Annotated in this window: 13 protein-coding genes and 1 pseudogene; 9 read left to right on the plus strand and 5 right to left on the minus strand. The window is 38.1% G+C overall.

Going from position 1 to position 11,786, the window contains the following annotated elements; genetic code table 11:
- Nucleotides 1-31 precede the first annotated feature (31 nt).
- The 4 genes and pseudogenes from MKP09_RS18560 to alaS form a co-directional block, all read right to left on the minus strand.
- Nucleotides 32-358: a DHHA1 domain-containing protein gene (locus MKP09_RS18560; protein WP_240831804.1), complete on the minus strand. Its 327-nt coding sequence runs from the start codon at nt 356-358 to the stop codon at nt 32-34.
- Nucleotides 352-1,038 carry an alanine--tRNA ligase gene (locus tag MKP09_RS18565; protein WP_240831805.1) on the minus strand — a complete coding sequence of 229 codons (687 nt, stop codon included), beginning with the start codon at nt 1,036-1,038 and terminating at the stop codon, nt 352-354. Before MKP09_RS18565 ends, MKP09_RS18560 begins: the two co-directional genes overlap by 7 nt.
- Nucleotides 1,039-1,085: 47 nt before the next feature.
- A complete protein-coding gene (locus MKP09_RS26595; protein WP_262915634.1) occupies nt 1,086-1,427 on the minus strand; it encodes an alanine--tRNA ligase-related protein in 342 nt (113 codons plus the stop codon).
- 64 nt (nt 1,428-1,491) lie between these two features.
- Nucleotides 1,492-2,791, minus strand: a pseudogene (gene alaS / locus MKP09_RS28380) (alanine--tRNA ligase).
- Between the two features lie 389 nt (nt 2,792-3,180).
- Between alaS and MKP09_RS18580 the strand changes: the two are divergent.
- The 5 genes from MKP09_RS18580 (at nt 3,181) to MKP09_RS18600 (ending at nt 8,427) form a co-directional block, all read left to right on the plus strand.
- On the plus strand, nt 3,181-4,011 hold the full coding sequence (locus MKP09_RS18580; RefSeq protein ID WP_240831806.1) for a DUF5117 domain-containing protein: 831 nt from the start codon (nt 3,181-3,183) through the stop codon (nt 4,009-4,011).
- Nucleotides 4,012-4,211: 200 nt separating this feature from the next.
- On the plus strand, nt 4,212-5,513 hold the full coding sequence (locus tag MKP09_RS18585) for a zinc-dependent metalloprotease (protein ID WP_240831807.1): 1,302 nt from the start codon (nt 4,212-4,214) through the stop codon (nt 5,511-5,513).
- Between the two features lie 342 nt (nt 5,514-5,855).
- Nucleotides 5,856-6,098, plus strand: coding sequence for a DUF5053 domain-containing protein (locus MKP09_RS18590; protein WP_240831808.1), 243 nt, complete (start codon nt 5,856-5,858; stop codon nt 6,096-6,098).
- Between the two features lie 827 nt (nt 6,099-6,925).
- A complete protein-coding gene (locus tag MKP09_RS18595) occupies nt 6,926-7,978 on the plus strand; it encodes a hypothetical protein (protein WP_240831809.1) in 1,053 nt (350 codons plus the stop codon).
- A 50-nt stretch (nt 7,979-8,028) separates the two neighbouring features.
- On the plus strand, nt 8,029-8,427 hold the full coding sequence (locus MKP09_RS18600) for a group III truncated hemoglobin (RefSeq protein WP_240831810.1): 399 nt from the start codon (nt 8,029-8,031) through the stop codon (nt 8,425-8,427).
- On the opposite strand, the gene MKP09_RS18605 is transcribed toward MKP09_RS18600, so the two are convergent.
- The gene (locus tag MKP09_RS18605; protein WP_240831811.1) at nt 8,424-9,392 is read right to left on the minus strand and encodes a fatty acid desaturase family protein; all 969 of its coding nucleotides are present in this window, start codon (nt 9,390-9,392) and stop codon (nt 8,424-8,426) included. The genes MKP09_RS18600 and MKP09_RS18605 overlap by 4 nt on opposite strands.
- A 344-nt stretch (nt 9,393-9,736) precedes the next feature.
- Here MKP09_RS18605 and MKP09_RS18610 point away from each other — a divergent pair, with 344 nt between their 5' ends.
- The 4 genes from MKP09_RS18610 to MKP09_RS18625 all read left to right on the plus strand — a co-directional run bounded on the left by MKP09_RS18610 (nt 9,737) and on the right by MKP09_RS18625 (nt 11,727).
- Complete coding sequence (locus MKP09_RS18610) at nt 9,737-9,961, plus strand: RNA recognition motif domain-containing protein (RefSeq protein WP_240831812.1); 225 nt, start codon at nt 9,737-9,739, stop codon at nt 9,959-9,961.
- Nucleotides 9,962-10,061: 100 nt separating this feature from the next.
- Nucleotides 10,062-10,259, plus strand: a complete 198-nt coding sequence (locus tag MKP09_RS18615; protein ID WP_240831813.1) for a short-chain dehydrogenase — start codon at nt 10,062-10,064, stop codon at nt 10,257-10,259.
- Between the two features lie 233 nt (nt 10,260-10,492).
- On the plus strand, nt 10,493-10,810 hold the full coding sequence (locus MKP09_RS18620) for a cold-shock protein (protein WP_240831814.1): 318 nt from the start codon (nt 10,493-10,495) through the stop codon (nt 10,808-10,810).
- 455 nt (nt 10,811-11,265) lie between these two features.
- On the plus strand, nt 11,266-11,727 hold the full coding sequence (locus MKP09_RS18625; protein ID WP_240831815.1) for a ferritin-like domain-containing protein: 462 nt from the start codon (nt 11,266-11,268) through the stop codon (nt 11,725-11,727).
- Nucleotides 11,728-11,786: the final 59 nt, after the last annotated feature.

Consider the following 11,786-nt stretch of genomic DNA (forward strand, 5'->3'; position numbering starts at 1 on the left):
CAAGGATTTTAAATATTTAAGTATTGAATTCTTACAGCATCGCTCTTACTGCATCGATCACTTTTTGTAAATTGCTGGCATCCTGTCCGCCAGCAGTTGCAAGGGTTTTTTGCCCGCCGCCGCCGCCTTTGATCAACGGAGCTATATGTTGTTTGATGATCTGGGCTGCATCCAGGTTTTTTGCGGCCACAACATTTTCTGCCAGGCTAACAGCCACGAAAGGCTTGCCTCCAATATTAGCACAAAGCACAACAACGAAATCGGCCCCCTCCCGGCCTCCCCCGGCGGGTGAGGAGAAGTGATTCTTTAGATCCGCACAAAGTTTTTTTAACGCATCAGCATTGCTGACTTCTACCACATCTCCAATGAAATTGACTTGATTAATGATCTCATCTTTTTCAATAATTCATTGCGGATACCCGCCAGTTCTTTAGCCTCCAGCCTTTCTACACGTTTTTCCAAAGTAGCTTTTTCAGTCGAAAGCTTTTCTATGGCTTTAAGTGGCTCTTTAGTTTTTAATAATTCATTTACCTGTTTGTACTCATTTAATTTTCCGGTAACAAAATCAAATGCAGAAGGGCCTGTCAACGCTTCTATACGACGAACACCTGCAGCAACCGCACTTTCAGAAGTTATAATAAATAAACCAATATTGCCTGTTTGCTCAACATGCGTACCACCACACAGTTCTACAGAAAATTCAGGGTCGGCAGTAACCACACGAACAGAGTCACCGTATTTTTCGCCGAACAACGCCATCGCGCCTAACTTTAACGCTTCCTCTTTTGGCATTTCTTTGATATGTACAGGAATATTCTCTCGAATTTTTTCGTTCACAATTCTTTCTACCTGCTTCATTTCCTCATCAGTAATTTTTGCAAAATGTGATACGTCAAACCTTAATACATCCGGAGAAACAAGCGAACCTTTTTGATTGACATGTTCGCCCAACACCTGTTTTAAAGCAGCATGTAACAAATGCGTAGCGGTGTGGTTGTAAGTGATATTTTTTCGATCCGCCGTATTTACTGAAGCCAATACTTCTACATCTGGATTTTTTGGTAGTTTGTCTGTAAAATGAATGATCAGGTCATTCTCTTTTTTGTATCAGTAACTATGATCTTTTCTTCTCCAAACTGAAGCGTTCCTTTATCACCAACCTGACCGCCGCTTTCCGCATAAAAAGGTGTGGTTTGTAACACCAGCTGGTATTGTTCCTTTCCTTTAGCTTTTACTTTGCGGTATTTTACTACATGGGTAATAGATTGCAATTGTTCATACCCAATAAAAGTTGTCGGCGCTTCTTCTGTAACAAGTATCCAGTCTTCCGTATCAACAGCAGTTGCTGCTCGAGAACGATTTTTTTGTTGCTGCATTTCTGCTTCAAAACCGGCTTCGTCTATCCTCAAGTCGATTTCTCTAGCCATCAATTCAGTAAGATCTGGGGGAACCCGTAAGTATCATATAAAAGAAAAACGAAACTTCCGGGTATTACATTTTTTGAATTGGTTCGTAAAAATCTTTTTCGGCAAATTGCAACTTGCCATTTTCGGCTGGCTCAATTGGAATATCAGATTCACCTCCTGCAACCCAAACCTTTTCCACATTTTTATCTCTTTGCTTTTGAGAAACGTTTATATACTCGCTAAAGCGATCTATGCCCTTTCCTAATGTTCTTAAAAAAGAATCCTCTTCTTCTTTGATGACTTTAGTAACAAAGGCTTCCTGTTGTTTCAGTTCGGGAAAAACTTTTTCAAATTGCGTTGCAATAACTGCTACCAATTGATGCAATAATGGTTGCTTATAATCTAAATAAGAATAATAATAACGAACAGCGCGGCGCAGAATTCGGCGAATGACGTAACCTGCGCCAGTATTAGACGGTAGCTGCCCATCGGCGATGGTAAAGCTGATAGCGCGAATATGATCTGACAACACTCTAAAAGCCACAGCCTGCTTGCTGTCACTAAAATCGTATTTCCTTCCAGCAATCTTTTCTATTTCCGCAATGGTTCCGGTAAAAACATCTGTATCATAGTTGCTGGTCTTGTTTTGTAATACCCGAACCAGTCTTTCAAAACCCATTCCTGTATCCACATGCTTTGCAGGCAAGGGTTCCAGGCTGCCATCTTTTTTCTATTGAACTGAATAAATACATTATTCCATATTTCAATCACCTGCGGATGATCCGCATTTACCAATGTTTTACCATCAACATTCTTCCTTTCTTCATCGGCGCGACAATCCACATGTATCTCGCTGCAAGGCCCGCACGGCCCTGTGTCGCCCATTTCCCAAAAATTATCTTTTTTATTACCTTTTAAGATGCGTTCCGGTGTGATCCATTTTGACCATTCATCATAAGCTTCCTGATCAAAAGGCAAGCCTTCTTTTTCATCACCTTCAAAAACGGTTACATAAATTTTGTCTTTATCAATTTTGTAAACAGCAGTCAGCAGTTCCCAACTCCACGCTATTGCTTCAGGTTTAAAATAATCTCCAAAACTCCAGTTGCCCAGCATTTCGAACATGGTATGATGATAAGTGTCTACGCCCACTTCTTCCAAATCGTTGTGTTTACCGCTAACACGAAGACATTTTTGCGTATCTGTAACACGCGGGTTTTCACTTTTTTATTACCAAGAAAAAAGTCTTTAAACTGATTCATGCCTGCATTGGTAAACATCAGGGTCGGATCATTTTTCACTACGATAGGCGCAGATGGTACGATTTGGTGCTTTTTGCTTTTAAAAAAATCAAGAAATGTTTGTCGTATTTCGCTACTGGTCATCTTACTGTTTTAAGGGTGGCAAAGATAATGTATGATGTGAGATATACGATGTACGATATACGATCGCACTTCACAATTCGTACATCGTACAGTCGAGCAACACCGTTCATCCAAAAATATTTACAATAACGGCCGCTGATCAGTAAATTCGTTTCTTTTCAACTTACAATCTTACCAATTTAACTTATGCAAAGAATTCTGACTATTTCTTTTGCAGCACTATTGAGCCTGCAAATTGTGGGGTGTGCTGCGCTTAAAAAGAATAAAAAAACCAGTCGCCACCAACTACAGCCAAGGCGGATACTGCTAAGAAGGCGGCGATAGGACCTCCGGGACAGCCTAAGCCTTACAACGAAATCATCACCAGTAAAGCTATTACTACCAAGGGAATGTTTGCTGTACATAATGTCGACAACAAATATTATTTTGAAATTCCTAATGAAATGTTTGAGCGTGATATATTAGTAGTCGCGCGTCTTTCAAAGGCCGCCGCAGGTTTTAGAACCGGTGCAAGCTATGCCGGAGACCAAATCAATTCTAATACGATCCGCTTTGAAAAAGGCCCCAATAACCGGGTGTATTTTAAACGTATGTCTTTCCAGGAAGTGGGTCGCGACAGCACGGAAGGAATGTATCGAAATGTGATGAACAGTAATATACAGCCTATCGGCGCATCGTTTGAAGTAAAAGCCTGGGCGCCTAATAATAGCGGTGCTGTAATTGAGGTTACTGATTATATTAATGGTGATAATGATTATTTTTTCTTTTCTCCCGTTGTTAAAAAAATTCTAGGAATTGGAGCTCTTCAGTCAGATAAGTCTTATATACAAACTGCCAGAACTTATCCTACTAATCTTGAAATAAAAACAGTTAAAACCTATACCTATACACCGGTAACGCAGCCCGGAACTCCACCAAACCCCTATGCAGTAAGCACGCCATTAACATTTGAGCTGAATACGTCTTTGGTATTGCTTCCAAAAGTACCTATGCAGCCTCGGTTTTTCGATGATAGAGTGGGTTATTTTACAACGCAGAACATAACAGATTTTGATGTTAATCCCCAAGGTATTGACCGCTATCGCTACATTGCGCGGTACAGGTTAGAACCTAAAGATGAAGATGTCGAAAAATATAAAAGAGGAGAACTGGTTGAACCTAAAAAACAAATAGTTTATTATATTGATCCAACCACTCTAAAAAATGGATCCCATACTTAATAGACGGAGTAAACGATTGGCAGGTAGCATTTGAAAAAGCTGGATTTAAAAATGCCATCATCGCAAAAATTGCTCCTACTGATACCGAGGACAGTACATTCAGCCTTGAAGATGCCCGGCACAGCGCCATCATCTACAAGCCTTCAGATATACCAAATGCGAGCGGACCGAATGTTCATGATCCGCGTAGCGGGGAAATTATGGAAAGCCATATCAACTGGTACCATAATGTAATGAGCCTGGTGCGTAACTGGTATATGATACAGACAGCAGCAGTAGATCCGAAAGCAAGGAAAATGGAGTTTGATGATGAGTTGATGGGGCAATTGATCCGATTTGTAAGCAGCCATGAAGTGGGGCATACTTTAGGATTAAGGCACAACTTTGGCTCCTCATCAACTGTTCCAACCGAAAAGTTAAGAGATAAAGCATGGGTGGAAGCCAACGGCCACACTCCTTCTATCATGGATTATGCGCGCTTCAACTATGTAGCACAGCCAGAAGACAATATTTCAGAAAAGGGGCTTTTCCCAAGAATTGGCGACTATGATATTTGGGCTATAGAATGGGGCTATCGCTGGTATCCGGAAGCAAAATCAGCCGATGGAGAAGTAGCGATGTTGAATAAAATAACGATGGATAAACTAAAGGATCAACGCCTTTGGTGGGGAGATGGTGAAGGCAATCGGGATGACCCAAGAAGCCAGACCGAAGACCTGACAGATAATACGATGAAGGCAAGTTCGTATGGTATCAAAAACCTACAACGTATTATTATTAACCTGCAGCAATATACTTACCAGGCCAACAAAGATTATACAAACCTTGGAACTATTTATAACGAAGTTGTTGGACAGTTTGGGCGTTATGTAGGCCACGTTGCCAGAAATATCGGCGGCATTGAGCGTACACCCAAACGAGTGGAACAGAGCGGCGCCGTTTACGAGTTTACATCAAAACAAACCCAGCTTGATGCAATGAACTGGTTAAAGGCCAATGTTTTTGCAACGCCTACCTGGATCATTCAGAAAGATTACGCGGCATTGACAGGACAGGAGCCATTATCAGTAATGGCCAAAGTTCAGGATCGAGCTTTAAACGAATTGGTTAGCGCATCAACCATTAGTAAGCTGATCAGGTTTGAAGCTGAAGCAGGTGCTAAAGCTTATTCCTCTTTAGAAATGCTTTCTTCAGTTAGAAAGTCAATATTTTCAGAACTTTTGGGCAGAAAAGCCATTGATGTTTACCGCCGACAATTGCAAAAATCTTTGGTTGAGAAATTGATTGCGTTGGCGAATCCTTCTAAACAGGAGCAGGCTTCGATGTCGAGAGGTTTGGAAATTAACCTTACTAATAGTGATATAATGTCAACCATTAAAGGCCAGCTGCGTATACTGTCTTCTGAAATACGGACAGCTGCAAATAGTTACAGAGATACAGCATCGAAAAACCATCTGCTGGATCTTCAAGACAGGATTAAACAAGCTTTGGATCCGAAATAGGAGCAAGGATTATTCAAACCTTACTGCACAGCCTCCGAAATTTGAGTTCAAATTTCGGAGGCTGTTTTATTTTCGATTTTCTTTATCTAATAAAACAGAACTTGAAATATTTTTTACTGTGGATTTGCATAGTATTTTTGTAAACTAACCAACCTGGCGCTACTTATGAAATTCTGGAAAAGAAGAGGAATTAATTGAAGCCATTAGAAACTTCAAAAATTCAAAACATAACTCGTCTTTAGAACTTGAATGGTATATCAGGGAGCTTTTTAAAAGATTACTTTATGATGAAGATTAAATTAGGAAACCGTTTAACACGGTTCATTTTTAAATAAACTTATTATGCCAACAATTAAACAGATTTCTACAAAAAAACAACTTAGCGATATTGCCTTGGATGTATCCTGGGCAAAAGTATCTCAACGGTATTTTGGAAAATCGGCGTCATGGATTTACAATAAACTAAATGAAGTTGATGGAAACGGAGGTAAAGGTGGATTTACCGATGAAGAAAAAACAACACTCAAAAATGCACTTTACGATTTCGCCGAAAGAATCCGTAATACAGCTGATAAAATTCATTAAGCAGATTTCTTAAAAAAGTCGCTGCATAAAAAGGTCCTTCCGTAGAAACGGACTGACCTCTAACGATTGCTTGCCATATGAAAATCTTAATAAAAATCTAACTTGAATCACTTTTCCTCATTTCCTACTTCACAAACCAAAAATAATATATACTATTTCAATTGTATATACTAGTTAATGTTATATATGGCATGCCAAATGCGTGCCAAAATCATAAAAATCCTTATTTTACAGGGATTTAATCGTTATTTTTTAGTTATCTCTAACATTATTTATTGTTTTTTTTGTTATTAGATTTATTTTTGTTTGAATGCCGAAAAAACCAAGCGACATATTGTTCCAACTAATTCTATCCCTGGAAAAAGCTGAGAAAAGGCATTTCAAACTATATATAACCCAGTTCGGGTAACGAGGACCTTAAGATCATTAAACTATTCGATGTTTTAGATAAGATGGACAGTTACGACGAAAGGGTTCTTTTAAAAAAGATGAAAGGGGTTACCAAACCTCAGTTATCTAATTTAAAATCACATTTATACAAGGAATTGCTGGCCAGTTTAAGATTACTGAAAAGTAATGACAGTCTTGACCTACAGTTGAATGAGCTTTTCGATTCAGCACACATTTTATATAAAAGGGGTTGTTTTTCCAAAGCCTCAGGGCTATTGAAAAAGCAAAAGAGGTGGCAAAGCTCAACCAAAAGTTTTCTTTTTGCCCTTGCTTCTTTCCCTTGAAAAAGAATTGAAGCGTTAAACGTAACAGATACTTTTAAAACACGTATCGACGAGTTATCGGAAGAAGCCAATGAAGCCAACCTAAAACTTGACATGATCACGCGGCTTTCGAACCTTTCCTTGCAGATGTATGGTTTCTTCATTGCTAATGGCCACGCTCGAAATGAAGATGAAGAAGATAAGGTTAAGAAGTTTTTCCGGCAGTCGTTACCATCCGGATCGGCACAGCAGGATGGGTTTTATGAGCGTTTATATTATTATCAATCCTACACCTGGTATGCATTTATACGGCAGGATTTTTTAATGTATTATCGGTATGCACGCAAGTGGGTTGATCTTTTTATAGAAAAACCGAACATGATGCGTGTAGAAACTGGGCACCTTATTAAAGGGTACCACAGTTTGTTAAACGCGCACTTCGATCTTAGAAACTATGCCGAACTGAAAAAAGAGCTGAAAGAATTTGAAGCCTTTTCTCAAACCAAGCGTATACAGGATAACGAAAATTTCACAGTTCAGTCTTTCGTGTACATAGCCGGGGCAAAGATCAACTTTTACAATATAACAGGTTTGTGCAACGAAGGCCTTAAAGAGATTCCGCAGATCGAAGAAAAGATGGCGGAATATGATCTCTTTTTAGATAAGCACCGTGTGATGGTGCTCACTTACAAAATTGCCTTGTTGTATTATCTGTCGGGCGATTACAGCACCTGTATCGACTACCTGCAAAAGATCGTTAATGATTCATCTGAATTGAGAACCGATCTTCAGTGTTACTCAAGACTGATGCACCTGTTGGCGCATTATGAATTAGGTAACCTGGAGTTGATGGATTCTTTGACGCGTTCTGTATTTCGATATATGTCGCGTATGAAAAACCTCACAATTATTGAGCAGGAAATGTTCCGGTTTTTACGCAATTCATTTAAGTTTACCACAAGACAGTTGAAACCTGAATTTGAACACTTCCTTGAAAAAGTAAAACACCTTGAAGGCAACCGTTTTGAAACACGTTCTTTGGCTTATCTCGATATTATTTCCTGGCTGGAAAGTAAAGTAGCTGGCAGGCCCATGCAAGAAATCGTTTATAACAAATACCTGAAAAGTAAACGCAGGCTTGAGGGAGATGGAAAAGCTGACTTATAATTTGAAGTACCTTTATCGCACCATTCGCAATACCTTTGCATCTCATTGTTATGAAGCCCAGTAATGATATTGAAAACATAAATGACATAAAGCTGCTGGTAAATAGCTTTTATGAAAAGATTCGCCGACATGAAACACTTGGACCAATTTTTAATACCGTTATTCAGGATCAGTGGCCTAAACATTTAGAAAAAATGTATCGCTTCTGGCAAACTGTACTTTTAGAGGTGCATAGTTATTTCGGAAGCCCGTTCCCACCACACGCAAAACTACCGGTCAACAAAAAGCATTTTGATGCGTGGCTACAACTTTGGCACGAAACACTCAACGAAAATTTTGTTGGAACGAAAGTGGAAGAAGCGAAATGGCGAAGCGAAAAAATGGCCATAATGTTTCTATCTAAAATAGAATACTATCAAAATAACAAAAATGCTACACCGCTTATTTAGCCAGATATTACGCACCGTTTAGTACGTTCCCTCATAACAGCAATCGCTTGCTCACGGCTATCAAACATCCCGTTAATATTTACAAGATTATCTGCCAGCTTATTGTATTTTTTTGTCATTAGATAAATAAAGATGTGCAGGTAATGTATGCCATCAAATACGATTGCTTTCTTTTGTGCAAACTCATCTTTCCTTTTCCAGAATTCGCCGGGCATTTCAGTATAATGCATTCCGGGGCGCAAATGATGAATGATGTGATAGCCATCATTCCAGCATACATGATTGTATTTTGTATTAATGCAGTTAATAGAATTAGTATAAAGATTATCCGGATTGGATCTATCAATAAAAGAGTGCTGCGTCCAGTTACCAAGCATCATCACAAACCTTGCAAAAACCAATGGTATTACAAATACCACCAATGTTGCCTTAAGGTTTACAAAGCACATGCCTATACAAAATAAAATATAAAGCCATTCGCCTAATGTAAAATTGGTATATAATTTTTTCCTTTTTCTGCGATAGAGATACTCAAATGTTTCTTTAAAACCCAACACAATAAAGTTCATGAAATACGTCAGGAAACTTTTAAAACTATCACGTTGATAAAACATGGTGCTGCTTGAATCCTCTTCAGTATTGTTTTCTACATGATGCATACCCAAATGGTGGCTAAAATATCCTTCCGGTGCGTGGCCAAAAAGCGGACATACAATCCAGGTAATGTAAAAATGAACTTTCTTTTGAAGAGCAGGTTTAAATGTTTTACGATGACACAAGCAGTGAAACATTAATCCAAACCTTCCTTTAAAATAAAACTGCGCCATATAAAAATATAAAGCAGCAACAACCCACCAGATCCAACCTTGCAAAACATTTGTAAAAAGTAATATCGCCAAAGGAAATATTAGTAAATGTATAATTGTTAAAAGATGAACAAATGGAAGATCACGTTTATCGTTCATAAACTTTAGCCAAAAATTGTCATAGCTATTCGGTCGATAACTTGAATTATAAATTGGATCTGTAAGCTGTTTTAATGGCTTCATTATTGAGATGGATTTTTAAAAAAGAACAAAGCACGGTCAAAAAAGCCCACGCCGAAACAGCGTAATGTACAGCTAATTACCCGTACCACCTCGCATTATATGTTAAATAAATCATTTGTTTCACGCCATTTATAAATTAAAACGTACCTTTGCGCTGTTAGTTTGAGTTACTGCTCAGTTGTAAACACCTTTCACATCTCGTCTTTTGTTTTACAAACTTGTCATTTCCTCGAATCTTTTTTCAAATTAAATTATTACAAATGAACATTTACGTGTCCAACCTTGGGTACAGTTTTAGCACAGAAGACCTTACTGAATTATTTTCATCTTACGGATCTGTAGACTCAGCCAGAATTATCTTAGACAAATTCACAAAACAAAGCCGCGGTTTTGGTTTCGTTGAAATGTCTGACGAAGATTCAGCAACAAAAGCTATTAAAGAATTAAATGGCACTATGCATGACGCCGCTCTATTAAAGTGGTAGAAGCCAGACCAAAAGAAGAAAAGTCAGGGTCAGGCTATTCGAATCGCTGGTAAAAAATTAGCCGGTTATCAGATTTTAAAAGATTAAAAAAATATTTTGTATGGATACAACATCAATAGAAAAGTTCCTCGATTTAAGCGCAACAAAGCAGAAAGTTGTTAATGTGCACTTCAAAGATAGATCTACAATAACCGGCATTTTTGTTGCCTTGCGCGATTTCGATGAGTTAAAAGCAAAGAATTTTTGGCGTGTTGTTAATGTGAAGAATATTAAACAATGGGAGCAAAAAAGGATATAGAATTATCACGTTTATTTAACGGCGCTTCTTTTACAAGATTAAGCGCTACCGCTAAATAGCAATATAATAGCATTAAGAATTAATAATTATTTTTTAAACATCTAAATTTTTTAAATGGGAGAAACCTGGAACAAAAGAGAAAGGGAACAAAAGAAAAGAAATGCAAAAAAACAAAAAGCAGAAAAAAATTAGAACGTAAAGAAAATACAGACAAGGGTAAAAGCCTTGATGAAATGCTGGCCTACGTAGATGAAAACGGTAATCTTACCGAAACGCCGCCAGATAAAAATGCGAGACCATCGCAAATCATACCTCCTGTAGTAGCCAACAGCAATGCGTTGAACGCTGTAGATAACACGCGTAAGGGAATTGTTACTTTTTTCGACCCTAATAAAGGTTACGGATTTATAAAAGACAGCCAAACACAAGAAAGCATTTTTGTACACATCAATTCATCTTCTGTACAATTAAAGGAAAACTTAAAAGTTGCTTTCGAAATGCAAAAAGGCCCCAGAGGTTTTGCTGCTGCAAACGTACAATTAAGCGATTAAACAGTTGATTACCGCCGCCAGGCATTTATAGCATTCTTAAAATTTTCTTACGCAAAATCTATCGCCCTTTAGCGATCGCGTATCGTAAGAAAATTTAAGATTCTATGTGATCAAATAATATCATCATATTTAGAACTCCACTTTTGCCAACTGAAGTTAGCGAGTGAAATTATTTTATTCCATCTAATCTGCACCTATTCATAATTGTGGCTAAGGTATCTCCTACTTTGCACACATACTGTTCTTCAGCAATCTACAATCCAATCAGATATACAGATCCCTTGCCTCACCTAAGAAATGTAAGCGAACTATCGCCTTGATTTTTCATTTTTATCATTTTATATTTTTACTGGTACAGTTGTTGGACACTTTCATTGAAAGTAATTGTGCATACACATAAAGCTAGCTCAATTACTGACTTTAAATATTTTATACACCCTCAAAAACACTTTGTTATGAAAACACATGAAGCATGTATCAGTGCATTAAATGATCTTATTAAAATAAACAACGATCGTATTGAAGGCTACCAAAAAGCAGTAGATGAATTGAAAGATAGCGAGGACTTCGATCTAAAAGCATTGTTTGTAAGAATGGGAATGGAAAGCGAGCAACATCGGGTAGAGCTTGCAGATATGGTTCTTTCCTATGGCGGTGAAGCTACAGATGGCTCGATGGTTACAGGCAAATTGTACCGTGCATGGATGGATGTAAAGGCGCTCTTTACAGGAAGTGACAGGGAAACAATTCTCAATAGTTGTGAAGGAGGAGAGGATGCCGCACAAAAGGCATATCAAATGGCGTTAGATGATGAAGATGTGATGCCAGAAACAAAACAATTAATAGCTAAGCAAAAAAGTTCATTAAAAGAATCGCATGATGAAATAAAAGCGCTTCGAGATGCTGTGGCAAATTAATAATGTTTAAATTATGTTTTTACAGAATAGCTGGTTATAACGCCAGCTATTTTTTTGTT

Origin of the sequence: Paraniabella ginsengisoli (assembly GCF_022513635.1) — a bacterium.
Lineage (GTDB): Bacteria > Bacteroidota > Bacteroidia > Chitinophagales > Chitinophagaceae > Niabella > Niabella ginsengisoli.

Coding starts and splice junctions, on each gene's coding strand:
- MKP09_RS26595 (WP_262915634.1), bottom strand. CDS start 1,427: ATGGCTAGAGAAATCGACTTGAGGATAGACGAAGCCGGTTTTGAAGCA.
- MKP09_RS18580 (WP_240831806.1), top strand. CDS start 3,181: ATGTTTGCTGTACATAATGTCGACAACAAATATTATTTTGAAATTCCT.
- MKP09_RS18585 (WP_240831807.1), top strand. CDS start 4,212: ATGGAAAGCCATATCAACTGGTACCATAATGTAATGAGCCTGGTGCGT.
- MKP09_RS18590 (WP_240831808.1), top strand. CDS start 5,856: ATGCCAACAATTAAACAGATTTCTACAAAAAAACAACTTAGCGATATT.
- MKP09_RS18595 (WP_240831809.1), top strand. CDS start 6,926: ATGATCACGCGGCTTTCGAACCTTTCCTTGCAGATGTATGGTTTCTTC.
- MKP09_RS18600 (WP_240831810.1), top strand. CDS start 8,029: ATGAAGCCCAGTAATGATATTGAAAACATAAATGACATAAAGCTGCTG.
- MKP09_RS18605 (WP_240831811.1), bottom strand. CDS start 9,392: ATGAACGATAAACGTGATCTTCCATTTGTTCATCTTTTAACAATTATA.
- MKP09_RS18610 (WP_240831812.1), top strand. CDS start 9,737: ATGAACATTTACGTGTCCAACCTTGGGTACAGTTTTAGCACAGAAGAC.
- MKP09_RS18615 (WP_240831813.1), top strand. CDS start 10,062: ATGGATACAACATCAATAGAAAAGTTCCTCGATTTAAGCGCAACAAAG.
- MKP09_RS18620 (WP_240831814.1), top strand. CDS start 10,493: ATGCTGGCCTACGTAGATGAAAACGGTAATCTTACCGAAACGCCGCCA.
- MKP09_RS18625 (WP_240831815.1), top strand. CDS start 11,266: ATGAAAACACATGAAGCATGTATCAGTGCATTAAATGATCTTATTAAA.